Source organism: Winogradskyella psychrotolerans (assembly GCF_018860565.1).
In the GTDB taxonomy this organism is placed as follows: Bacteria; Bacteroidota; Bacteroidia; order Flavobacteriales; family Flavobacteriaceae; genus Winogradskyella; species Winogradskyella damuponensis.
Genome location: NZ_JAHKPS010000022.1, coordinates 204,629 through 230,058 on the forward strand (window position 1 = coordinate 204,629; position 25,430 = coordinate 230,058).

General features: G+C 30.2%; 22 protein-coding genes. 19 read left to right on the forward strand and 3 right to left on the reverse strand.

The features are described 5' to 3' along the window. The first annotated feature begins 119 nt into the window (after nucleotides 1–119). Together KO504_RS09795 and KO504_RS09800 are read left to right on the forward strand one after the other, a co-directional pair. Nucleotides 120–1,679, forward strand: a complete 1,560-nt coding sequence (locus KO504_RS09795; RefSeq protein ID WP_215926400.1) for a LysM peptidoglycan-binding domain-containing protein — start codon at nucleotides 120–122, stop codon at nucleotides 1,677–1,679. A 22-nt stretch (nucleotides 1,680–1,701) separates the two neighbouring features. Beyond that, nucleotides 1,702–2,682, forward strand: a complete 981-nt coding sequence (locus KO504_RS09800; protein ID WP_215926402.1) for a DUF4837 family protein — start codon at nucleotides 1,702–1,704, stop codon at nucleotides 2,680–2,682. Between the two features lie 56 nt (nucleotides 2,683–2,738). On the opposite strand, the gene KO504_RS09805 is transcribed toward KO504_RS09800, so the two are convergent. After that, nucleotides 2,739–2,915, reverse strand: coding sequence for a twin-arginine translocase TatA/TatE family subunit (locus KO504_RS09805; RefSeq protein ID WP_215926404.1), 177 nt, complete (start codon nucleotides 2,913–2,915; stop codon nucleotides 2,739–2,741). 190 nt (nucleotides 2,916–3,105) lie between these two features. Here KO504_RS09805 and KO504_RS09810 point away from each other — a divergent pair, with 190 nt between their 5' ends. From KO504_RS09810 to KO504_RS09890, 17 genes are all read left to right on the forward strand, one after another. Then, a complete protein-coding gene (locus KO504_RS09810; RefSeq protein WP_215926406.1) occupies nucleotides 3,106–3,975 on the forward strand; it encodes a M23 family metallopeptidase in 870 nt (289 codons plus the stop codon). After that, nucleotides 3,975–5,477, forward strand: coding sequence for a GH3 auxin-responsive promoter family protein (locus KO504_RS09815; RefSeq protein ID WP_215926408.1), 1,503 nt, complete (start codon nucleotides 3,975–3,977; stop codon nucleotides 5,475–5,477). The genes KO504_RS09810 and KO504_RS09815 overlap by 1 nt, the downstream gene beginning before the upstream one ends. A gap of 27 nt (nucleotides 5,478–5,504) precedes the next feature. Continuing rightward, nucleotides 5,505–7,196: a DUF6909 family protein gene (locus KO504_RS09820; RefSeq protein WP_215926410.1), complete on the forward strand. Its 1,692-nt coding sequence runs from the start codon at nucleotides 5,505–5,507 to the stop codon at nucleotides 7,194–7,196. Nucleotides 7,197–7,199: 3 nt separating this feature from the next. Continuing rightward, nucleotides 7,200–8,252 carry a hypothetical protein gene (locus KO504_RS09825; RefSeq protein ID WP_215926412.1) on the forward strand — a complete coding sequence of 351 codons (1,053 nt, stop codon included), beginning with the start codon at nucleotides 7,200–7,202 and terminating at the stop codon, nucleotides 8,250–8,252. Beyond that, complete coding sequence (gene rfbB, locus KO504_RS09830; RefSeq protein WP_215926414.1) at nucleotides 8,245–9,261, forward strand: dTDP-glucose 4,6-dehydratase; 1,017 nt, start codon at nucleotides 8,245–8,247, stop codon at nucleotides 9,259–9,261. Before KO504_RS09825 ends, rfbB begins: the two co-directional genes overlap by 8 nt. A gap of 53 nt (nucleotides 9,262–9,314) precedes the next feature. Beyond that, nucleotides 9,315–10,178 carry a glucose-1-phosphate thymidylyltransferase RfbA gene (rfbA, locus tag KO504_RS09835; protein ID WP_215926416.1) on the forward strand — a complete coding sequence of 288 codons (864 nt, stop codon included), beginning with the start codon at nucleotides 9,315–9,317 and terminating at the stop codon, nucleotides 10,176–10,178. 1 nt (nucleotide 10,179) lies between these two features. Next, nucleotides 10,180–10,725, forward strand: coding sequence for a dTDP-4-dehydrorhamnose 3,5-epimerase (gene rfbC / locus KO504_RS09840; RefSeq protein ID WP_215926418.1), 546 nt, complete (start codon nucleotides 10,180–10,182; stop codon nucleotides 10,723–10,725). After that, nucleotides 10,722–11,585: a dTDP-4-dehydrorhamnose reductase gene (rfbD, locus tag KO504_RS09845; RefSeq protein WP_215926420.1), complete on the forward strand. Its 864-nt coding sequence runs from the start codon at nucleotides 10,722–10,724 to the stop codon at nucleotides 11,583–11,585. The genes rfbC and rfbD overlap by 4 nt, the downstream gene beginning before the upstream one ends. 209 nt (nucleotides 11,586–11,794) lie before the next feature. Beyond that, the gene (locus tag KO504_RS09850; protein WP_215926422.1) at nucleotides 11,795–13,141 is read left to right on the forward strand and encodes a flippase; all 1,347 of its coding nucleotides are present in this window, start codon (nucleotides 11,795–11,797) and stop codon (nucleotides 13,139–13,141) included. Continuing rightward, nucleotides 13,131–14,045 carry a sulfotransferase family protein gene (locus tag KO504_RS09855; RefSeq protein ID WP_215926424.1) on the forward strand — a complete coding sequence of 305 codons (915 nt, stop codon included), beginning with the start codon at nucleotides 13,131–13,133 and terminating at the stop codon, nucleotides 14,043–14,045. Before KO504_RS09850 ends, KO504_RS09855 begins: the two co-directional genes overlap by 11 nt. 12 nt (nucleotides 14,046–14,057) lie before the next feature. After that, nucleotides 14,058–15,164 carry a UDP-galactopyranose mutase gene (glf, locus tag KO504_RS09860; RefSeq protein ID WP_215926426.1) on the forward strand — a complete coding sequence of 369 codons (1,107 nt, stop codon included), beginning with the start codon at nucleotides 14,058–14,060 and terminating at the stop codon, nucleotides 15,162–15,164. Next, nucleotides 15,157–16,041, forward strand: coding sequence for a glycosyltransferase family 2 protein (locus tag KO504_RS09865; RefSeq protein WP_215926428.1), 885 nt, complete (start codon nucleotides 15,157–15,159; stop codon nucleotides 16,039–16,041). The genes glf and KO504_RS09865 overlap by 8 nt, the downstream gene beginning before the upstream one ends. 36 nt (nucleotides 16,042–16,077) lie before the next feature. Next, the gene (locus tag KO504_RS09870) at nucleotides 16,078–17,457 is read left to right on the forward strand and encodes an O-antigen ligase family protein (protein WP_215926430.1); all 1,380 of its coding nucleotides are present in this window, start codon (nucleotides 16,078–16,080) and stop codon (nucleotides 17,455–17,457) included. Then, nucleotides 17,444–18,685, forward strand: a complete 1,242-nt coding sequence (locus KO504_RS09875) for a hypothetical protein (RefSeq protein WP_215926432.1) — start codon at nucleotides 17,444–17,446, stop codon at nucleotides 18,683–18,685. The genes KO504_RS09870 and KO504_RS09875 overlap by 14 nt, the downstream gene beginning before the upstream one ends. A gap of 4 nt (nucleotides 18,686–18,689) precedes the next feature. Continuing rightward, nucleotides 18,690–19,820: a glycosyltransferase gene (locus tag KO504_RS09880; RefSeq protein ID WP_215926434.1), complete on the forward strand. Its 1,131-nt coding sequence runs from the start codon at nucleotides 18,690–18,692 to the stop codon at nucleotides 19,818–19,820. A 198-nt stretch (nucleotides 19,821–20,018) separates the two neighbouring features. Next, nucleotides 20,019–21,365 (forward strand): exopolysaccharide biosynthesis polyprenyl glycosylphosphotransferase, encoded by a 1,347-nt coding sequence (locus KO504_RS09885; protein WP_215926436.1) that lies wholly within the window; start codon nucleotides 20,019–20,021, stop codon nucleotides 21,363–21,365. Between the two features lie 88 nt (nucleotides 21,366–21,453). Beyond that, a complete protein-coding gene (locus KO504_RS09890; protein ID WP_215926443.1) occupies nucleotides 21,454–22,866 on the forward strand; it encodes an exopolysaccharide biosynthesis polyprenyl glycosylphosphotransferase in 1,413 nt (470 codons plus the stop codon). On the opposite strand, the gene KO504_RS09895 is transcribed toward KO504_RS09890, so the two are convergent. Next, a complete protein-coding gene (locus KO504_RS09895) occupies nucleotides 22,863–24,023 on the reverse strand; it encodes a glycosyltransferase family 4 protein (protein WP_215926445.1) in 1,161 nt (386 codons plus the stop codon). The two genes, KO504_RS09890 and KO504_RS09895, sit on opposite strands and share 4 nt — an antisense overlap. A gap of 7 nt (nucleotides 24,024–24,030) precedes the next feature. Continuing rightward, entirely contained in the window at nucleotides 24,031–25,356 is a 1,326-nt protein-coding gene (locus KO504_RS09900; protein WP_252723661.1) for a phenylacetate--CoA ligase family protein, read from the reverse strand. Nucleotides 25,357–25,430: the final 74 nt, after the last annotated feature.

Below are 25,430 nucleotides of genomic sequence, written 5' to 3' on the forward strand. Positions count from 1 at the left end.
AGCTTTTACGAATTAATTTTCAATGTATATTGAAACGAGCTTGTTCAAAATTTTATCAGTTAGAACACAGATAGAATATGAACAGTGTCTAACCATTCAAAAACATAAGATATAAACACATGACATTCAAAACGTTTTTATTAGCTTGTTTATGCTTGTCTGTTTGTAGTGGATATTCCCAAACTAAAACTGATAGTATTTCAAAAAAGTCGTCTGACATTGTTTCAAATAAAGATTCGGTTATAGATGGTAAGCTTTTCGCTTCTAAAAAAAAGATTGACGTAGAAGTTGATACATTAGGAGTTAAAAATCTTAAAGATTTACCTCAGGTTGCAGAACTCGATAAAAAATGGTTAGATGAACTGTATAATAACTCTCTTTTTGATACCATATATAAATCGGTTACAGAGTTAGAGTATGAGCCTGTTTATTATCCTGAACTTTCTACAGATACTTTAAAAGCAAGATTAGAGCGGCTTAATGCGCGAACACCTTTTAATGTAGAATACAATCCATCATTAGAAAGTGTGATTAAAAGTTATCTTAAGCATAGACGTAATTCTTTGGAACGTTTAATGGGTTTAAGTCATTTTTATTTTCCAATGTTTGAGCAAGAATTTGACAATCAAAATATACCTTTAGAGATGAAGTATTTGGCGATTGTAGAATCAGCTTTAAAACCAAGAGCACGTTCACGAGTTGGAGCAACAGGTATTTGGCAGTTTATGTATGGTACCGGAAAGGAGCATGATTTAAATGTAAGCAGTTATGTAGATGATCGTAGTGATCCTATAAAATCTACAAAAGCAGCTGCAGAATATTTAAATAGAGTGTATCGTATTTTTAACGATTGGGATTTGGCTTTAGCCGCATATAATTCGGGACCCGGAAATGTAAATAAAGCCATTAGACGTTCTGGAGGATCTAAAAATTATTGGAATATCCGTCAGAATTTACCAAGAGAAACGGCAGGTTATGTACCAGCGTTTTTAGCAACAATGTATATTTTTGAATATGCAAAAGAACATGGTTTTAAGCCTGAACGTCCTGCATTTCAGTTAATTCAAACCGATACAGTACACGTGAAACAAATGATTTCTTTAAATCATGTTTCTGAAGCTACAGGAATTAAAATTGAAGAATTACAGTTTTTAAACCCAGCTTATAAATTAGATATAATCCCTAAAGTTAAAGGGAAGACATATGCTTTAAGATTGCCTAGAGAAGCAATAGGGACTTTTGTCACTAATGAAGATAAAATCTACGCTTTTGCTAATGCCGAATTTAATCAGCGTGAAAAACCATTACCAAAAATTGTTAGTGATGACACTAAAATTAGATATCGTGTTCAAAATGGAGATTATCTAGGTAAAATTGCAAGAAAATATGGCGTTAGAGTTAGCCAATTAAAACAATGGAATGGTCTAAGAAGTAATAACCTTAAAATAGGGCAACGATTAACTATTTATCCTAGAAATCATGGTGCTTCAAGCAGTTCAAAGCCTGTAAAAAAAGTTGTTAATACAGCAGGAAAACAAACTTACAAAGTAAAGTCTGGAGATTCACTTTGGACCATTGCACAAAAATTTTCAGGAGTTTCTGTTCAAAATATTAAAGATTGGAACGATATTAGTGGTAATAAACTCAAGATAGGAATGACACTCGTTGTGTCTAAATAAAAACCAACAAAAACTTAAGCTTATGAGAGCGTTTTATACCGTGTTCTTTTGTGCGTTGCTATTAGCGTGTGGAGATTCAAAAAAAGATGATAAACAATTGTACTTACCCGCTTCTAATGGGAATTTAAACACAATTTCGGTTGTTGTAGATAATATCTTATGGGAAGATAAAGTAGGGGAAAGCATAAGACATATTTTTGCTGCACCCTTAAATGGTTTGCCTACAGAGGAACCAATGTTTAACATGAAACAAATTCCAACTCAGGTATTTGATGGTTTCGCAGCACGAAGTAGAATTGTACTTAAAATTGAAAAAGGCGATGTTGAAGCAACAACTAAAATTGTGAATAATGCCTATGCTAAATCACAAACTGTTGCTGTTGTTGCAGGTAGAACAGATAATGATATTATTGCGCAATTAAAGGAAAATAAAGCTAAAATAATTGATGCATTTAATAAAGAAGAAGTAAAAGAGAAGCTAAGGAGAATTAACTTGTCATTATTGGAAGATAAAGACATGGAAAATAAGTTTGGAATAACTATAGATATGCCTTCAGCATATAAAATTGGTAAAGCAGACGATGATTTCTTTTGGATTAGAAAAAGTCTTAGTAATACCAAAACTATAGATTTAATGGTTTATGAAGTGCCTATGGAAACGATTTCTAAAGGAGATAGCACAATTATAGATATTATAAAAATGCGTGATAACATTACAAAAACTAAAATACCAGGAGAAGATGGTATTTATATGGCTGTAGAAGATGCTTACGCTCCTTCAATGTTCAAAACTATTATTGATAATAAACCCGCTTACGAAGTAAGAGGTATGTGGGAAATGAAAGGTTTTACAATGGCAGGACCTTTTATTACCTATGCTATTGAAGATAAAATAAACAATCGTTATTTAGTTGCAGATGGCTATGTATATGCACCGTCATTACCAAAACGAGACTATATTTTTGAGCTAGAAGCTATGATTAAATCAATCACTATTAAGTAACAAAAAAGCCAACTTTTTAAAGTTGGCTTTTTTTTATGTTTCTTGTTTTGAGGTCTCTATTCTTTATCGTCAGCAGACTCGTCTTTGTTTGCTTTTTTAAATTCTTTTAAACCACTACCTAAACCTTTCATTAGTTCAGGAATCTTTTTACCACCAAATAGTAATAAAACAACTACAGCAATTAGAATTACTTGAGGCCATCCAATCATTAAAGGTATAATGCTTAAACTCATAACTTATAATTTAGACCGCAAAGTTAGTAATTATAGTTTAATTATAGCGTTGTTCATTCTATTTTAACTTTGAGCTTGTAATAAAGGCAAATGAGTGTTTTATTATTGTTATTATTATGTTATAATAAGCTCAGCTAACTTTAATATTTTATCATGGCGCTATTTAAGTATTTTAACTAATTTTGTTTTAATGGCAAAGAATAAAAAAAAGGAAAAGAAATTCACTAAAAAGTTACTTCACAAGTATCGTTTGGTCATACTAAATGAAGATACTTTTGAGGAGCGTTTTGCTATAAAGCTAACACGTCTCAACGTTTTTATTTTAACATCGCTTTCTGCTATATCACTCGTATTTTTTACGGTTTTATTAATTGCATTCACACCTTTAAGAGAATATATTCCAGGATATTCCTCAGCTAAGCTAAAAAAGAAAGCAACCATGTTAAATTATAAAACCGATTCTTTGGTACAAGAATTAGAGTTAAACAAACGCTATTATGCCTCTATAAGAAAAGTACTCACAGGAGATGTTGCTACTTTAGAATTTAATAGAGATTCAGTTATAGAAGCAGCTAAAAATGATCTTGATATTTTACAAGTACCTACAAATAGGGAAGATTCGTTGTTAAGAGAAAAAGTTGCTAAAGAAGATAAGTATAATTTGTTTGAAGTTTCTGGAGATCAGTCTAATTATGTGTTGTTTCCACCAGTAAACGGTACCATTTCAGAAGGCTATAATTTAGAAGAAAAACATTATGCGGTAGATGTTGTTGTTGCAGTTAATACTCCAGTAAAAGCAACAGCAGATGGTACTGTTATTTTTGCAGAATGGACGGTAGAAACGGGCTATGTGGTCATTATAGAACATAATAGAGAGTTAATCTCTGTTTATAAGCACAACTCAGCAATTACAAAAGCTCAAGGAGATATTGTAAAATCTGGAGAAGTTATTGCCATGTCTGGTAATGCAGGTGAATTAACCACAGGACCACACCTTCATTTTGAACTTTGGAGTAAAGGTTACCCCGTAAACCCAACTAACTTTATTAATTTCGAATAATGGCATCATTAAAAGCTGCGCTTTCAAAACCCTTTGCTAAATACGTCGCAAAGCGAATTAAAAAATGGTCTTCTAAGCCTATTGAAACGCAACAAAACGTTTTTCAAAACTTAATTGCTCAAGCCAAGCAAACGGCTTTTGGAAAAGACCATAATTTTAGTGCTATAGCTACTTATGAAGATTTTCAAGCTAATGTTCCTATTAGAGATTATGAAGAATTAAAGCCTTATGTAGAACGTGTTGTTGGTGGTGAAGAAGATGTTCTGTGGAAGGGTAAACCTATTTACTTTGCTAAAACCTCAGGAACAACCTCTGGAGCTAAATATATTCCAATTACAAAAGATAGTATGCCAACGCATGTTGAAGCCGCTAGAAATGCGATTTTAATGTATATCTATGAAACAGGACATTCTAAATTTGTAGATGGCAAAATGATTTTTCTTCAAGGCAGTCCTATTTTAGAAGAAAAGAATGGTATAAAACTGGGGAGATTATCAGGGATTGTAGCGCATTATGTACCTAAATATCTTCAAAAAAATAGAATGCCAAGTTTAGAAACGAATTGTATTGATGATTGGGAAACTAAAGTTGAAGCTATTGTAGATGAGACCATAAATGAAGATATGAGTATCATTTCGGGAATTCCGTCTTGGGTACAAATGTATTTTGAAAAACTGATTGAAAAGTCAGGTAAAAATGTTGGAGATCTCTTTAAAAACTTTAATCTTTTCATTTTTGGAGGTGTCAATTATGAGCCTTATCGCGCAAAATTTGAAAACTTAATAGGAAGAAAAGTAGATAGTATAGAATTGTATCCCGCAAGTGAAGGTTTTTTCGCTTTTCAAGATAAACAAAATGAACGAGGTATGTTACTTCAGTTAAATTCAGGTATATTTTATGAGTTTGTTGAAGCAGAACATTTTTTTGAAGATAATCCTAAACGGATCACCATTGGAGAAGTAAAGTTAAATGTAAATTATGTAATGATTATTTCTACTACAGCAGGACTTTGGGCATACAATATTGGAGACACTGTAGAGTTTACATCATTAAAACCCTATCGCGTGATTGTAAGTGGACGCATAAAACATTTTATTTCAGCATTTGGAGAGCATGTTATTGGTAAGGAAGTAGAGCAAGCTTTAAAAGAAGCTACAGCAAATACATCAATATCTGTAAATGAGTTTACGGTTGCACCTCAAATAAATCCAGAGGAAGGCTTACCATATCACGAATGGTTAATTGAGTTTGAAAATGAACCAGAAAATTTACAAGATTTTATTATAGCTTTAGAGCAGTCTTTACAACAACAAAACAGTTATTATTTAGATTTAATTGAAGGAAAGGTACTTAGACCCTTAAAAATCACTAAAATTGTGACTAACGGATTTCAGACGTATATGAAATCCATTGGGAAATTAGGAGGGCAAAATAAAATCCCTAGACTTTCTAACGATAGAAAGATAGCAGACATGATGTATCAACTAAATTTAGCGAAATAACGCTATATTTGCAGGTTAAAATAGAGTATGAGTACAACTAAGAAAAAACACGAAAGAACTAGAGCACAAGAAAGTTCTAGCGCTATAGAACGCATGTATATTACAATGCGTCACCTTTTTAATAGAGGATTTTATAAACCTATGGGTGTTTCTGGAGAAACATTACGAGAAGCGTTATTGCTTTTGCGTCCAGAAATATATGGTTCTATTGGAGATGAAAAAGCAGAATTAGAGGGGTTGCTTTATGTTGTAGACCGCTTACCACAAGGTATTGAAGAGTGTACGTTTATCAATCTTACTAGTGATGAAGGTTATGCTAATTCGCATTTTAAAGCTATAATTCCACCTAAAAGAAGGCGTAATTGCTATCGTATAGACAATGAGCAAATGAATATCGAAATCACGAGAGGTCGCTCTGAGATTTATGATATTTTAACGCATCTTACGTTTTTATTTGTAGAGTCTCATAAAATCAGTAAACGCGTTATTATCGATGAAGATGGTTCTACAGTTAGAGACTGGCAAAAACTAGAAAATGCTGTTAACTCTACTAAGAAACTAACCCAAAAAGAACGCGAAATTGCCATTACACATACCGCTAATATATTAGGTAGAACGTTTAATGAATTAACAGAAGCGTATCCAAAATTTGCTACTGAAAATCAACCAGAACGTTTATTACAAATTGTATATTGGTTGGGTAAATTGGCAATAGAAGAAACCATTAATAACAATAAGCGTACAATAACCTTTAGTCCTGTTTTAAGAGAGCGTTTAGGGCACCATATTCATGGAGAAATTTGGGCAGATACGATTAAAGCTACGTTACATAAAAACGGTTTGTTAGAGCGCCCAATTCATATCATTAGTGCTAATATGCACAGTGTAATGAATTCCTTATTTGCTAAAGGAGCACTTAAGGGAGCTGATGCTAAAAAAGACATTTTTCAAACTTATGAAGCTTTAAGTGATTCTAAAAATTCTGCATTACGCAATAAAGTAGAAAAATCTGCGTTGCAGAACGGCATGATCTATATAAAAGACACGTCTGGAACCAACATAGATGTTCAAATTTTTGATACGGATAAAATTGATTTTTCTAAATCAGAATTTAAATACTTAGAAGAGGTAAAGGATAATAAAGCTGTAATATTTGTAATGGATTATGCTTTTGGAGAGCAAGCTTACGAAACTTTAGATGAGTTTTTAAAGCCTATAAAAGTTGATGATAAAAATGTACATTTAGATGTGAAGTCTATTTCTATAATGGGAAAAGCGGGCATTTTAGAAGGAGGTAAAGGTGATGTTATGATTCCTAATGCACATATTTTTGAAGGTACAGCAGATAATTATCCCTTTAAAAATGAGTTGAGTAAGGATGATTTATCAGATTGTGGCGTTTCTGTTTATGAAGGCACAATGGTTACAGTTTTGGGAACTTCACTTCAGAATAAAGAGATTTTAAAATTCTTTAAAAAATCAACATGGAATGTTATTGGTTTAGAGATGGAAGGCGCACATTACCAAAAAGCAATACAAGCAGCTTCTAGAGTAAGAGGAAGCATTAATGAAGATGTAAAGGTAAGATACGCTTATTACGCTAGTGATAATCCATTAGAAACTGGTGGCACTTTAGCCTCTGGAGGGTTAGGAACTTCTGGTGTAAAACCAACTTACGTGATTACAAAAAAAATACTAGAACAAATATTTAATTCATAACCAATGAGTGAAAAATTACCACAACAAAACAATAATGAAGAGATAGATTTAGGGCAATTGTTTAGCGCTATAGGAGGTTTGTTTCAAAAATTATTTAATTTTATTGGTAGCATATTTAAGGGTATTCTTTCTGCTATTATCTATACAATAAAGCCTCTTATAGTACATTTTAAAGTGGTTGTAGTTGTATTGATAATATCGGTAACATTAGGTTACATTTATGAAAAGTCTAATGATCCTATTTATTATTCAGAGATGTTGGTAAAACCATACTTTGAATCTAAATATCAATTATCTAATAATATCAATTATTTTAATGCATTAATTAGTTCTAAAAACGTAAAAGAATTGTCTAGGATTTTTGAAATAGACACTTTAAGCGCTAAAGAATTAATAGGTTTTGATTTAGAAGCTGGTCCTGAGTCACAAAATGATTTATTTATTGAATATGATGAGTATATTAAGTCTATTGATACTTCTCTTGTAGATGAACTTACTTATCAAGATTACATAGATAAAAGAGATTTTATGTCAGGAAGAGTGTTTGCTATAAAAGCAAAATCGAATGATATCTCTATTTTTCCAAGGCTACAAGAAGGGTTTAGAAAGACTTTTGAGAATGAATTTTCAAAGTATCAAAAGCATGTAAGAGACACAATGGCCTATATAGACCGTTTGTCTTTAACAACAGAATTATCACGTTTAGATAGCATTCAAAAAACATATTTGGCAGCGATAAGAGAGGAGTCTAAAAATAGAAATCTAGTTTTTGGAACAAGTAGTATGCTTCCGCTTCAAGAAGAGAAAAGAGCGACTAAAGAATATGAGCTATTTTTAAGAGAGCAAGGGATACGACATAAATTAAATGAATTAAACCGAACAATAGCAGAGGAAAATACATTTTTTGATATCCTAGCACCTTTTGATAAATTAGGAAAAAAAGATAAGAGTTTTGAGTACAGTTATCGTCTTTTATTTCCTGCGATAGCTTTAGTTCTTTTTATCCTATGGTTTTTAGTATTAAAAGCATTCAAATATATTAAAGACTATGAATAAAACAGTTTTAATAACAGGTGGAGCGGGCTTTATAGGATCTAATTTTATAGTCTATTTTTTAGAACGTTATAAAAACATTAAAGTTGTTAATTTAGATAAGCTCACTTATGCAGGTGAGCTTTCTAATTTAGAAAAACTAGAAGGAAATAGTAATTACGAGTTTATTAAAGGAGATATTTGCGATACAACGCTTGTAAACGATCTTTTTATTAAACACCAATTTACTGATGTTATTCATTTTGCAGCAGAATCTCATGTAGATAATTCTATAAAACATCCAGATGCCTTTATTAATACTAATGTTTATGGCACTTTTAATTTATTAAATATAGCCAAAAACCATTGGATGGATGCTCCTTTTTCATTTAAAAAGGCATGCGAAACTAACAGATTTCATCATATTTCTACAGATGAGGTTTATGGTACTTTAGGTGAAACAGGTTTGTTTACAGAGGATACTCCTTATGCGCCTAATAGTCCGTATAGCGCCTCAAAAGCATCGTCTGATTTTATTGTAAGAAGCTATTTTCATACTTATGGAATGAATGTTGTAACCACCAACTGCAGTAATAATTATGGTCCAAAACAACACGATGAAAAGCTTATACCAACTATTATTAGAAAAGCCTTGAATAGCGAACCTATTCCAATCTATGGTGATGGAAAGAATATTAGAGATTGGTTGTATGTAGAAGATCATTGTAAAGGAATAGATATGGCGTTTCAGAATGGTAAAGCTGGAGAAACCTATAATATTGGTGGGAAAAATGAACGTGATAACTTATATATAGCACATAAAATTTGTGATATTTTAGACGATTTAAAACCCAAAAACAAAGCCTATTCGGAACAAATTACCTTTGTAAAGGACAGGCCAGGACATGATTTTAGGTATGCTATTGATGCCTCTAAAATTGAAACAGAATTAGGTTGGCAAGCTGATGAAAATTTTGAAACAGGAATCGTTAAAACCATTGAGTGGTACTTAAATAAATATAAAAACGAATAGAATTAGTACTCAGTTTTTAAACTGAATGGTAATTTTTCAAAAATACACTGAGGATGAAAGGAATAATTTTAGCAGGAGGATCTGGTACAAGATTGCATCCATTAACTTTGGCGGTAAGTAAGCAGTTAATGCCTATTTATGATAAACCCATGATTTATTATCCTATTTCTACTTTGATGTGGTCTGGTATAAAGGATATTTTAATTATTTCTACACCTCAAGATTTACCTTTATTTAAAAAGCTGTTAGGAGATGGAAAGTCCTATGGTTGTAATTTTGAGTATGCCGTTCAAGAGTCACCAAACGGATTAGCAGAAGCCTTTATTATTGGAGAAGAATTTATTGGAGACGATAAGGTGGCATTAATTCTTGGTGATAATATTTTTTATGGTACGGGTTTAGCAGATTTATTGCAACAAAATAATAATCCAGATGGAGGTATTATTTACGCTTATCATGTGCACGATCCCGAACGATACGGAGTTGTAGAGTTTGATGAAAATGACATAGCTGTTTCTATTGAAGAGAAGCCTAAAAAACCAAAATCAAATTATGCGGTTCCAGGTATTTATTTTTATGATAACTCAGTTGTAGATATCGCTAAAAATATAAAGCCTAGTAAACGTGGAGAATTAGAGATAACAGACGTTAATAAAACCTATTTAACCCAAGGAAAATTAAAAGTTAGTGTATTAGATAAAGGTACAGCGTGGCTAGATACAGGTACCTTTAAATCTTTAATGCAAGCATCTCAATTTGTACAAGTTATAGAAGAACGTCAAGGCTTAAAGATAGGGTCGATAGAAGAAGCTGCATATAGCATGGGTTATATTGATAAAAACCAATTTATAAAAGTGGTGAAACCATTAACAAAAAGCGGTTATGGAAAACACTTATTAAGTTTAGTCTCAGAATAAAATGATTGTAAAAGAAACCAAATTAAAAGGGTGTTTTATAATAGAACCTCAAGTGTTTTCCGATAAACGTGGTTATTTTGTTGAAAATTACAACCAAAAAGCCTTTAATAAGGCGCTAGGTTTAGATATTAATTTTGTTCAAGATAATGAGTCAAAATCTTCAAAAGGAGTGCTTAGAGGCCTGCATTATCAATTAGGCGAGTATGCGCAAGCCAAGTTAGTAAGAGTTGTTAAAGGTGCTGTATTAGATATTGCGGTAGATCTCAGAGAAGGTTCTAAAACGTTTGGGGAACATATTTCTATAGAGCTTTCAGAAAACAATAAAACCCAATTATTTGTACCAAGAGGTTTTGGACATGGTTTTATTGTTTTAGAAGATGAAACCATTTTTAGCTACAAATGTGATAATTACTATCATAAAGCATCAGAAGCTGGCATCATATATAATGATAAAGATTTAAACATCAATTGGCAACTGCCGAGTTCAGATTTTATACTTTCAGAAAAAGACCTCATATTACCGACTTTAAAAGACGCTAAATTATGATAGATGTACTTGTGACTGCGAAAGACGGTCAATTAGGACAATGCTTTCAAAGTTTGGCTGTTAAACATCCCAATATTCAATTTGTTTTTAAATCGTCATCTGATTTAGATATTACAAGCACAGCCAATATCGAAGAAGCACTTAAAGACCATACGTTTGACTATTGTATTAATTGTGCCGCTTATACAGCTGTAGATAAGGCCGAAGAAGCAATAGAGTTAGCAGATAAGGTAAATCATATAGGAGCAAAGCTATTAGCAGAATCGTGTAAGAAATTTAATGTCACTTTAATTCATGTCTCTACAGATTTTGTGTTTGATGGTAAAGCAACAGTACCGTATTTAGAAGATGATATTACGAATCCCTTAGGTGTGTATGGTAAAACGAAATTAGCAGGAGAACAAGCCATTTCTAATGTATTGGAAAACTATTTTATAATTAGAACATCGTGGTTGTACTCAGAATATGGTAATAATTTTTTAAAAACCATGTTGAGGTTATCTAAAGAGCGTAATGAAATAGGTGTTGTAGGTGACCAAGTAGGAAGTCCAACTTACGCAAGAGATTTAGCAGATATAATTCTAAGACTTATTGAGTCTAAAAATACAAGCTATGGTGTCTATCATTACAGTAATAAAGGTGTGGTAAGTTGGTATGATTTTGCTAAAGAAATTTTTAAACTAAGTGATAGCTCTATTACACTCAATAAAATTGAAACGAAAGATTACCCAACTCCCGCTGTACGACCTAAGTATAGTGTATTACATACTGAAAGTATAAGTAAACTATTAGATCTTAAAATTCCGAATTGGAAGGAGAGTTTAAAAAAAGCAATTATATACCTAAAGGACAATAAATAATGTTTTTTTAAATCTAAAAACAAAATTTATAGGTTCTCAAAGTAATTTTAACCTTTAAAAAATCGTATAAATATTTTTTTGTTAATATGAATATTAGGTGTAAGTATGGGGTTAAATTTTAATTCTATATTAGAATTTAGGATAAAATCAAATCATAAAATATTATAAGCTTACAAAAGCATTGAACAATTGAAAAACAATCTAATTATATGAGAAAGTTATTTATGAAAATAACTAATAAAATTGATAATTTACTTGATGCGAATTTAAAAGATGTAATTAAGAAGTCGGGAATATCTCTTATTCTTAAAATTTTTGGTGTTGGTTTTTTATTTTTTAATAGTGCTTTTTTAGGGAGATTTCTTGGTCCTGAGGGATTGGGTATAATTAATATTTCTCTTAAGATTATAGCTGTTTTATTAATGCTTTCTTTATTAGGTATTCCACACTTATTAATTAAAGAGATATCGATAGCTAATTATAATAAAAATTGGAATAGAATTAGTGAGTTATCATATACTTCATTTTTACTGAACTTCATAAGTTCTACTGTCATTGCTTTGATAATAATATATTATGCAGCTGATATATCACGTGTTGTATTTAATGAATCAGAGCTTAGTGAGCCTTTACAAATAATGCTTGTAGGAATGTTACCTCAGTCGTTTACAAGGCTTATTTCTTCATTAATTTTAGGTTTTAATAAGGTATGGCAAAGTAATTTGTTAAATGAAACGTTAAGTGCTTTTTTAGTCAGTTTACTATTGATTTTTTCTTATTTGTTAAATATTGAAATTACTTTAATTAAAGTGACTTATATGTATGCAGGATCTTATTTTTTTGTAAGTATTTGCTCTTTTGTGTATTGGAAAAGTATTTTTAAATTCAAAGGGGATAAAGGAAATAAAATTTTAAAACTAATTATTGCAGCTGTACCATTTTTATTAGTGAATGGCTCTGGGATTATTGCTGCTAATACAGATATATTAATGGTTGGTTGGTTAACGGATTCTTACCAAGCAGGTTTGTATTCGGTAGCTACACAGATTGCTTTAGTTACAAGTTTTTTTTTATTGGTTACTAATTCTGCATTATCACCAAAATTAGCTTCAATGTTTGCTAATGGTGAGATTTCAGAAATGAACAAAATGGTTCAAAAAATTACATTAGGACTTTTAGTTATTGGTACTGTATTCTTTCTCTTTTTTGTTATTTTTGGCAAGAGTATATTGTCGATATGGGGAGAGCCTTTTGTAGAAGCTTATCCTCTTCTTGTAGTTTTAAGTATTGGTCAATTTTTTAATATAGGCACAGGTTGTGCTGGGTTTATATTAATTATGTGTGGATATGAAAAAATACATGCTAAATTATCACTGTCATTTGTTTTTATAAATATTATCTTAAACTATGTGTTAATAATTAATTACGGAATTATTGGCGCAGCAGTTGCCACTGCAATAACGGTTGGATCTGAAAATATTATTAAGGTTGTGTTAGCTTACAAAACCACAGGAATTTCTACAATAAAAATTTTAGGAAGAAAAAATGAAAAATAACATATTACCAGAATTTTTAATTGTGGGTGCGGCAAAGTCTGGTACAACAGCCATCGCCAAATACTTGTCAGAACATGAACAAATATTTATTCCAGAACGGAAAGAATGTCGTTTTTTTTCTGAGATGAACGCTGATTTCAAAGGCCCTAAGGATAATCATGTTAATAAGACAATAGTTAAAGACGTAAATCAATATATATCATTATTTAATAAAGCAAAAAAAAATCAGATTAAGGGAGACGCTTCACCTGATTATTTATTTCACTATGACAAAACAATAGCAAACATTAAGAAATATTATGGTGAAGCAGGGCAGAATTATCCAAGGATAATAATAATTCTTAGAAACCCTATTTTGAGAGCTTTTTCTAACTATATGCATTTGTTGAGGGACGATAGAGAAAAAGAAACTTTTCTAAAAGGAATAGCCTTAGAGAAAGAGAGAACCAATGAAAATTGGGAATGGTTTTGGCGTTACAAAGAACAAGGGTTCTATGCCAAACAAATAAAACCGTTTATTGATGCTTTTCCAGATACAAAGGTTATTATATACGATGATTTTAGAAAGGATAATCAGAAAGTTTTAAATGAGTTAACAGATTATTTAGAGGTTGATAGAAAACAATTTGACTTAGCTAAAAAACACAATGAATCAGGTAAACCAAAAAATAGAGTTTTCCATAAAGTTTCTTCAAAATTAGTTATACCACCTTCAGTTAGAAATATTATTCCTGAGAAAAAATTAAATCAACTAAAAGAATTAAAACAGGTCATTGTTAAAAGAAATTTAGAAAAGATTAATATTTCTGAGGATGAAAAAAAATATTTAAAAGAGGTGTACAAGGAAGAGATAATACAGCTGGGAGAATTATTAAATAAAGATCTTTCTCACTGGTTAAAATAAGAAATTGAATACATGAAAAAATATGATTATTTGATTGTAGGATCTGGGCTTTTCGGTTCAGTATTCGCTCATGAAGCAACAAAAAGAGGCAAGACGTGCTTTATTATTGAAAAAAGAGATCACCTTGGTGGTAACTTATACTGTGAAAATATTGATGGTATTAACGTCCATAAATACGGAGCTCATATTTTTCATACTAATGATAAGAAAATATGGGACTATGTCAATTCTTTTGTAGAATTTAATCGTTATACTAATTCTCCAATCGCCAATTATAAAGGAGAACTCTATAATCTTCCATTCAATATGAATACTTTCTATCAATTATGGAAGGTAAAAACACCAGAAGAAGCAAAAGAGAAGATTAAAAGTCAAATAGAAGCTTTAGGCATAAAAAAACCTAAAAACTTAGAAGAGCAAGCCTTATCTCTTGTTGGAACAGATATTTATGAGAAGTTAATAAAGGGCTATACAGAGAAGCAATGGGGACGAAAAGCAACAGAACTTCCTGCGTTTATTATAAAAAGATTGCCAGTAAGATTTACATATGATAATAATTACTTTAACGACAAATATCAAGGTATACCTAACGGAGGTTATAATGTATTAATAAATAAAATGCTTGCAGGTGTTGGTACAGAAGTAAATGTAGATTTCTTCTCTGAAAAAGAAAAATGGATGCAGTTAGCAGATAAAGTTGTTTTTACTGGCAAAATAGATGAGTTCTATGATTATCAATATGGAAAACTAAATTATAGAAGTTTACATTTTGAAAATACGAGATTAGAAAAGGAAAATTACCAAGGAAATGCAGTAATCAATTATACAGAAAAAGATATCCCTTATACAAGAATAATAGAACATAAACATTTTGAGTTTGGAAAACAAGCTCATACAGTGATAACAAAAGAGTATCCTAAAGAGTGGGAAGAAGGCATGGAGCCCTATTATCCTGTAAATGACGATAAAAACGTATCTGTTTACGAGAAATATAAAAAAATGTCAAAAAATGAGAGTAACATTATATTTGGAGGAAGGCTCGCTGAATATAAATATTATGACATGCACCAGGTCATTGGTAGTGCTTTAACATCTATAAAAAAAGAATTTAATGAGTAAAACTTGTGCCGTTGTTGTAACATACAATAGATTACCGCTTTTAAAAGAAACTATAGAAGCATTAATAAATGTAGGTGAGGGATTAGATAAGGTATTTGTTATTAATAATGCAAGTACAGATAATACTCATGAATTTCTATCGAAGCTAACAAAAGAAAATGCTTTAATAGAAGAATACTTAATGGAAGAAAATCTAGGAGGTTCTGGAGGCTTTTATATGGGTATAAAACATGCGTATGATAAAGGATACGATTATATATGGATAATGGATGATGATTCTATTGTTACACCAGATAGTCTTCTTCCATTGAAAACAGCATTTAAAGAGGTCGAAAACGTAGGTTTTTGTTGTAGTAAAGTGGTTTGGACTGATGGTGATGCTCATAAAATGAATATACCAGAAGTGTCTAGAATGAATGACAACAAGATCTCATTTTTTGCAGATCCAGGTTATGTAAATGTAAATTCTTGTTCATTCGTATCTGTGCTAATTCATCGTGATATTGTTAAAGAAGTAGGGTATCCATACAAAGACTTTTTTATATGGTTTGATGATGTAGAGTATACTAAACGTATTATTAAAAAAGGGTATAAAGGGTTATTTTCAGAAAAAAGTATCGTAATACATAAAACCTTAACAAATTATGCTGTGGATTTGTATAATTGCGAAAAAAAGGATTTTTGGAAAATGAAATACGGTATTAGAAATAGAACCTTTATGCTAAAAAAACATAAAGATTATGCTATGCTATTGTTATACACTCTAAGAAGTTTTTATAGAGCTTTAACGAGAAAAAACAATAAATTAGAAGCATTTAGTATTGCTGTTGTTCAGGTCTTCAAAGGCTTAAGGTTTAACCCGAAAAACGAGAGTTAAATACAATCTTTTAATTTAAGGTGACAATTAAAAAGTATGAAAGTTAGTTTAACCAAAATAGTATCCTTCCTCTTCCTAATCACACTATTTTTTATACCATTTGATGGTGTAGGGATGATTTCTTTTGGTGAATTTTCGAAAGAAGCTTATATCGTTTTTTTATTGCTTTTTATTTTTATATATGGTCTTAGTAGGTACGTCAGACCAATAAGTATACCAAAATTTACTGTAGAGCTACAGTTGTTTGTTTTATTTTTTATACTCGTAATATTTAGCTCTATTATAAATTTACCTGAGATATTTTCTAATGAGCATTTTTCACGTACTGGACCTGAAAAACTAATAAGTCAACTTTTTGTTTTATTCTTTTTTTTTCCAATTGTTTTATTTCTCTTTTATGATTTATTAAAGAATAATAGCACAATAATCGCTAAGATAAGAAGGGTGTTTGTGGTAGCTCTTTATATTGTTTTTGTAGTTGGGCTTTTAGAAACAATTTACATCTATTACAGAATACCCCGTGTAGAACAGTTTTTAGATTTTATAGATGAAATACCGCAAGTTAGTATCTTTAAAAATCACTGGGATAAAAGGTTGTCTTCTATAACAAAAGAACCACCTTCTTTAGGTATGTTTTTAATTATGGTATTGCCTTGGATAATTGCATTAAAACCAATTAAAAAGTCTTTTTGGAATTATAGATTTCCTCTAATAATGATTTTATTTTTAGCAATATTCTCAAATTCTCGTTCTGGATTAGTTATTATATTGCTTCAATTTATTGCTTACGGATTTCTAAAATATACCCATAGTCTGAGCTATAGAAAGCTCATGAATATTTTTAAATTATTTATTGGTTTATTTATTTCATTTATAATAGTTTTTATTGCTGTTAAGGATACAGAATTCGTTCAAAAGAAAATAGAAACGTATGATTTTATTGGTAAATACAATAAGAGTCAATCTAATAAAACACGTTTAGGGACTTACATAGCTTCTTTTGAGCAAATTAAAAATCACCCATTTTTTGGAAGTGGGTATGGCCAAGGAGGATTTCATGTATTAGATAAATACCCTGATTGGGCCGTAAAAGATAATGTGGAAATACATAGATACAGAACCGGAGAACGGTTTCCACCATTATTTAATATCTATATAAGGATTTTATTAGAGGTAGGTATCGCAGGACTTATAGTTTTTCTACTTTTCCTATTTATGCTTTTTATGAAAAGTGTAAAACTCTACTACCGAAATAAAAACTATTTTAAAAATTATGCTATAATAATGATTTTATCATTGATTGGGTACGCATTAACATGGATACAATTTGATACATTTAGAGTTTTAGGGTTTTGGTTGTTTTTTAGCTTTTATTTATATACTATAAATACGGAAAGAAAATATGAAATTGAATAAACAAAGCTTATTTAGTATAGCTAACCTAAGAGGATTATTTTCTTTTGTGTTTTTAATTAGCTTCCCTTTTTCTACGGCCATAAATAATATTGCTTTTGGATTATTAATGGCAATATCAACATATTTATTAATCAGGAAGAAAAGTAAACTTCAATTTACAAGCTTGGGCTACATTTCTATTGGTGTCGTCGTTTTTTTGATTTCAGATATTGTGTTTTTTGGAAGTATCTCACAGGATATAGACAATATTTTGAGGTATTTTGTTTTATTGATTTCTCCAATGCTTTTTCTGGGAGACAAAGAATTTGCGGTACAGTTTAAAAAGATTTATCTATTTGTTTACGGCATTTTTTTTTGTATAATCCTATATAATTTATTTCAGCATTATTTAGAGTTTAATCAATTTGTCTTGCATAAAAGCTCTGTAAATGTTGGCAAATCTTTATTTTTTGAGAGACTTTATTTTGGACTATTTGGCACTATTGCAGCAATTATTACTTGTAGTCTCTTTAAGAAGGCGTACATGATCAAGTATATCATTCTTATATCTATTTTGTTGATTGATTTTATGATTGCAACTAGATTGGCTTTTTTTATGTTAATCTTAATTATTGTATCCCAAGTAATTATTGATAGTAAATTTATTTTTTCAAAAAAAATATTATTACCAGCAGTTTTACTGATTATAGTATTCGTTAGTTTAGCATCTGTTAATAATGGTTTTAAAAAGCGTTTTTTCTTTCAGTCAACATCGTTTGATGACTTTGTAGAGAATTTTAAAATTAACGAGCCTCGATATGCGATATGGAAATGTGCAAGACTGATTAGTTTTGAAAATTCCGATTTTGATAAAACTTTGGGATTTTCTGGTAACCCTGAGCTGTTTAGTAATCTATTTCAATGTTATGAAGAGCACGTTTACATAAAAGAAAAAAGAGCATGGTTTCTTAGGGATAAGTTAAATACTCACAACCAATTTATCCATATATTCCTTTTGCATGGACTGATAGGTCTAACTTTAATTATTTTCATGTTTACTACGTTTTTTGTGTATAAAAAGGATTTAATTAGCATTTATTTATTATTAACAATTATCATGTTTGGTATGATTGAGATTTTTATTTTTAGACAGATAGGGATGTATCTAATATTTATTTGCTTTTCTCTTTTATCAAATAATGGAACAAGTATTTTACATCAATCAAATAATAACTTAAAAGAGATTTAAAAGAATGATTAAAATTATTCATATACTACATTCAATAGGCGGAGTAGATACCTCCTTGAGAGTGCTAATAAAATCTATTGACTCTTCAAAATTCGAGAATATTGTAATTCATGGTACAAAAGATAATTCTAACTTTTTAGATGATTCTAATAATTATGTAAAGGAATATAAAATACCTATAGAGCGAGAGATAAACGTATTAAAAGATTTTAAGTCAATTATTAAGGCTTACAAAATAATTAGAAAAGAAAAACCAGATTTAATTCACGCTCATAGTGCCAAAGGCGGACTCGTTGGAAACACCATAGGCTTTTTATTAAACGCTATTAATGTTTTGCACACTCCACAGGCTTATTCTTTTTTAAGTGCCAGTAATAGTCTTAAACGCCGTTTTCTAGTGTTAATAGAAAGGATTCTTAAAAACAAAAAGTCAATTTTGTTGGCTTCATCTCATTCTGAATTAGAAAGAGGTATTAAGGAAATAAAATATAAGAAATCTGAAACGGCACTTTTTAATAATTGTATTTCTCCAATCACGCTAGATCCTGAGTTTAGTGATATATCAAGTTATAATCTTCCTGATGAATATATCTGTACTGTTGGAAGACCATCATATCAAAAAAATATTGAGTTGATGATTGAGGTATTAAGGGAGGTTAAAAAAGAGATTCCTAAGATCCATTTGGTAATTATGGGAATAGGTGTTGTAAGCCCCAATACAGAAAATGTAAAACGTTTAATAAAAGCATACGATTTAGAAGCCAATACTACGTTGATTGAGTGGACAGAACGCGAGCGAATTTTTCATATCGTTTCCAAATCTAAATTATATATTACCACGGCCAGATACGAAGGCTTGCCATATGCGGTTATTGAGAGTCTAGCCTTATCTAAATCAATTATCGCAACAGATTGTGACGGCAATAGAGATTTGGTTTTTGATGGTGAAAATGGATTTTTAGTTGATGCAGATGATATTAGTTTAATGAGCAAGAGAACGATAGAATTATTTCAAAATGAGTCTAAAAGATTAGAATTTCAAAAGAAGTCGCTAGAGATTTTTAATCAAAACTTTAATTTAGAAACTAATATTAAAAATTTAGAAGCACTGTATTCTAAATATTGTATTAAATAACTAAGCGTTTTTATTAATGGTAATAACGTAAACGGACGATGTAAAGAATCAGTTTTTTTTATAAGGAAGTTTTGTTGAGTTATTGATTTGTACATTTTTTTAAGCATTTGAAATATACACTCAAATTTATTTATATTACGTAGATTCAATTATATTTGCCGCATAAATATCAGTTGCTACACAGATTAGAGGATTATTATGAATGATAGATTTTATACACAATTATTAAGACCTGTCCTGTATATTATCGATTTGCTATTTGTATGTTTTTTGTTAGTTACGTTTTTAACATCAGACATTAACATTATAATTATACCTATTCTTTTTTGGATTGTACTTTCTTTGTTTTCACCTTTTAAAAATGGAAACAAAATCTTAAGAATTATCAGAATTATATCTGTAACTTTAATCGTTAGGATTTCTTTGTTCATATTGTTAATTCTTTCATATTTCTATATTATTGAATATAAGATAGATATTGTGACAATAATTAAGTTTTACTTTTTATTGTTTTTTGTTCTTTGTTTTTGGCGAATATTCACGTTTGTTTTAATTAAGCGGTATTTACATTACAAAGGCATTTACTATAATAATGTTGTTATTATTGGTTACAACGATTCAACTAAAAAGTTAGAAGATTTTTTTGAGAATAATAAAGATCATAATTATAAATACAAAGGGTTCTTTACAAATAAAGAGACAAACAAAAAATTAGGAGATATAGCAAAATCGTTTAATTATATAATTGAGAATAATATAGACGAAATATACTGTTCTGTAAAAGAATTGTCTGATGAGCAAATGAGTGAATTGGTCTATTTTGCCGACAATAACTTAAAAACATTAAAACTTATTCCCAACAATAAATACGTTTTTTCAAAAAAGTTAAAGTTTGAAAATCACGACCTTATTCCAATATTCTCATTAAGCAATATACCACTTAAGGACAACTTAAATATAGTTATTAAAAGAACTTTTGATATTGTATTTTCACTCATAGTTATAGTCGGTTTTCTTTCATGGTTTACGCCTCTTATTGCATTAATGATTTTATTAGAATCAAGAGGAGATGTTTTCTTTAGGCAATTGAGATACGGAGCCGATTTTAAACTTTTTGCTTGTTATAAATTTCGTTCAATGAGCGCCAATAGAGAATCTGACAGTCTTCAGGCATCAAAAAATGACATGAGAATAACAAGGGTTGGAAGATTTATAAGAAAAACAAGTATTGATGAGTTGCCTCAATTTTATAATGTATTGTTTGGAAGCATGTCTGTTGTTGGACCAAGACCACTCTTATTAAGTCATACAAACGATTATAAAAATAAAATAAATAAATTCATGGTTAGGCATACTGTTAAACCAGGTATAACAGGCTTAGCTCAAGTTAGTGGCTATAGAGGAAATATTGAAAAGGATTCTGATATGCAAAATAGAGTGAAATACGATATTTTTTACATAGAAAACTGGTCCATGTTTTTAGATATTAAAATTATTATTAAAACGGTTATAAATGTAATTAAAGGTGAAGAAAAAGCCTATTAAATAAGGCACATCATTAACATTGTAGATATACTACCAAGATTAACTTCAATAACAAATCCTAAGAGACTTATTAATACAATGAAAAAATATGGAGTTTAAACGCGGAAGATATTCATGGGTATTGAGGCCAATATTAATAGTATACGACCTTATAATTATAAATACATTTGCTTTTATCTTTTTGGATTTTAATAGTGAAAAATTATACTTTTTCTCTTATGAATTGCTCAATGATAAGAACATACTCTATCTTTTATACTCTGTAGTATTTTGGCTTTTATCTACCTATTTACTTAAATTTTATAAAGTGTATAGGTACACTTCTGTAATAAATATTCTGTCGCTTATTATAAAGCAATTCTTTGCTTATACGCTTCTTGTTTATGCCTTTGAAGGTTTTTTTAGAAGTATTAATATTGAGATAACCTTAACGTTAAAATATTTAGCCTATGCCTTTATTGCAATAAGTTTTGTTAAGCTGTTAAGCTATTATATTTTAAAGTCATTTAGGATATATTTAAAAGGTAATTTAAGAAATATTATCCTAATAGGTAGTGGTGATAATGTACACGAGTTAAAGAAAATATTTAAAGAAAAGAAAGAGTTAGGCTATAACATAAATGCAATTTTTAGCGATTCTGAAGATGATGATACGTCTGGCTCTATTGCAGATAGTTTTGACTATTTAGAAAACAATAATGATCATATAGATGAGATTTATTGCTCAATTTATGATTTATCAGAAAAAGAGATAAACGAATACGTTAGGTATGCAAATTTGAACCATTGTAATATTAAGTTCATACCTAATACCAAAAAATTATTCACCAAACGATTTAAAACAGACTATTATAACTACATACCAGTTTTATCTATTCAAGAAGTAGCACTTAACAATGAAATAAATAAATTTTTAAAACGAACGTTTGATGTTGTGTTTTCGTTGTTAATCATAGTTTTTATACTGTCTTGGCTTTCTGTTATTTTATTTATTTTAATTAAGTTAGAGTCTAAAGGGCCATTATTTTATAAACATAAAAGAACCGGAATAAACTATAAAGCCTTCTACTGTTACAAGTATAGATCGCTTACCGTAACAAAGGAGTCCAGAGGAACTTATGTAAGTCCAGATGATAAGCGCCTAACAGTTATAGGAAAGTTTATTAGGAGAACAAGTATAGACGAATTACCTCAGTTTATAAATGTTTTAAAGGGAGACATGTCTGTTGTAGGACCAAGACCACATATGCTATCATATACCGATGATTATTCAAAGAAGATTAATAAATATAATTTTATTTATAGACACAATGTGAAGCCAGGCGTAACCGGTTTAGCACAAATTAAAGGGTATAGAGGCGAAATTAAACACGATAAGGATATCATAAACAGAGTGAAGTACGATATTTTTTATATAGAAAACTGGTCACTTCTACTAGATTTAAAAATCATTGCCCAAACGATTATTAACGTTATTAAAGGTGATGAAAAAGCGTATTAAATGACGTTTTTAAGCGCCATAAGCTGTTTTTTAAAATCAAATTGAAGTCGAGCTGTTTCTTGAATAGATACGCTTAGCGCATAGTTGAGCTCTTCAGAGGTGATAGAGGCCAATATTTTATTTAAATGACTGTAATCGCCTTCATTTGCAATCCAACCAAGCTTATGTTTTGTAATCACATCCTCTCCTTCACCACCTCCAAAATATAACATTGGCAAGCCTAATTTAGCGTATTCAAAAATCTTAGAGGGTACAGATCCGTAAATTCTATTTAACAACGGAATAATGGTAATATCATATTTTAAAAGGACTTGGTGTAACTCCGCTCGGTTTACTCTACCATGAAAATAAAGAGGTAAGTCTTTATTAGAGTCAATTAAGTTTTTAATAGCTTCCTCTTCTGCACCAGACCCGTAAATATGAAATTCAATAGTCTCATAATTAATTTCTTTACAGAGCTTATGGATACCTTGAGCCACACCTAAAAGGCCTGCATAAACCATTTTTATTTTACCCTTAGATGAGGTGTTTTCTATAAGTTTAGGGTATTCAATTTCTGGGAAATTTCGGTATAGAAATAGCTCTGGCTTTGTGGTTATAGTTTTAATATGGGTTAGTATTTCATTACTTTGTCCTAAGATGAGGTCTGCTTTTTTGTAGTTAAAGGCTTCAAGTTTTTTTAGAAGCCTATATGCAAAACCTTCTTTTAAAGCTCCTAATTCTAATCCTGCGCTTGGCCATAAATCACTTACATTTAAAATTAGTTTTCTTTTCTTAGATCTTAAAAAGAACATACAAGTAAAGGACACTAAAAGCGGTGGAGACTGTACTATAACTTTATTCGGAATCTTATGCCACATAAAAAACCAAATCAAACTAAAGCTATAAGATAACATGGCTATTAAACGCAGAAATTTATTTTTAGAAACTGAAGCATAAATCCATAAACGATTAATTGTAATGCCATTTTCTTCAGTTTTTAAACTGAATTTTCCCTTGTAAGCTGCAAAAATTTTTCCGGTTGGGTAATTAGGTAACGGAGTAACAATATTGACATCATAATCATTTTTTAAGCCTTCTGCCAAATGATAAATACGATTAGAAGCTGCACCAATCTCTGGCGGAAAGTAACTCGTTATAATCATTAATTTTTTCACTAATACTCTATTTTAAATGTGATGTGAATTGTTTTAACTTACCAGACTTTGAGCGCTTTAGTTTTTTAACACGTTCAAAATTAATAGTTATATTAGGCTCTAAATAACGAATCACTTCATTCTTAATCGTTGTTTTTTTAGCTTCAGAAAGTTCAATTTTACTAACGTAACTAATTTTAAAGTTATCTAAAAGCGTCTGCTCTACAACAAATTCTGAAACATTACCATCGTTTTCAATGACGCTTTTGGTAATGTAATAAAACGTGAGACCTGCTGCTTTTTTGCCACTAGGCAAAACAATAATGTCATTGGTTCTTCCAATAAGCTTCTTTAAAATGGGTTTCTTAATGGTACTTTTTTCAGATAACATACCTATATCACCAATATCGTAGCGTATAAAGGGATGTGCTTTGTTGTAAAGCGATGTAATTACAATTCTCCCTTCTTCTCCGTACGGTAAAACAACATCATTCTCATCTAAAATTTCTACATAAAGCGTTTCGCTATTAAGTTGCCATTCATCAGTCGTATTCTGAAATGCAATAAGGTCTAATTCAGAAGCTCCATATTCATTTATAACTGGCAGTCCAAATTGTGTTTCAAGTAGCAATTTATCATCATCAAATAACATTTCGGAAGTTACAATACAAGCTTGTAAAGTGGGACATACAGATTTTAACAGAATGTTTTTACGCTTTAAATACTTTGCAAATTGTACAATTGAGCTCGTATAACCATTAATATAATCGAATTGGGTAGTTTTAAATTTTGCTAAAGTGTTTTCAAATGCAGTATCACTTAAATCAAATACCGAAAACCGAAATCGGTTACTGAAAAAATCCTTTAAACGTTCTTTATAATAGCCTTTCTTATCTAATGGAATCCCATAAAAGCGTGCTTGTTTAGAAGTATTAAAATCAATACCATACCAACCAAACCGATTCATAATTTGTACCCAAGTCATGGCATGGCACCATTTGTCTTTCGCAAAAATAAAAGGGTCACCAGAGCTACCAGACGTTTTATTTATATAGACGTTTTTAGTCGTAAACCCATCACTTAAACGCTGCTCTAAAGGCCGTTGCAAATGCTTCTTTGTAATAATTGGTACAGAATTCCAAACGTTAAGATCAATTGTTTTTCCAAGTGTTTTATAAAAAGAGTTATGTTTTAAATGGTAAGAAGTAATGGCTCTTTTCTGTTCTTCAACATAAGTTTCAAATTCAGAATTAGTTTTAGCCTGAATTTCAGACAAAGTCAATTTTGCCTTGTCAATTTTAAAGCCATTTATTTTTAAAGAAAAATCAAATAATCGCAAGATGTTTTTTTGCATTTAAGGTTTTGAATTCATCAAAGTGAGTTCTTTGGTAAAATAATTGTTTTTTAAACTTAAAACCAATTATTTTT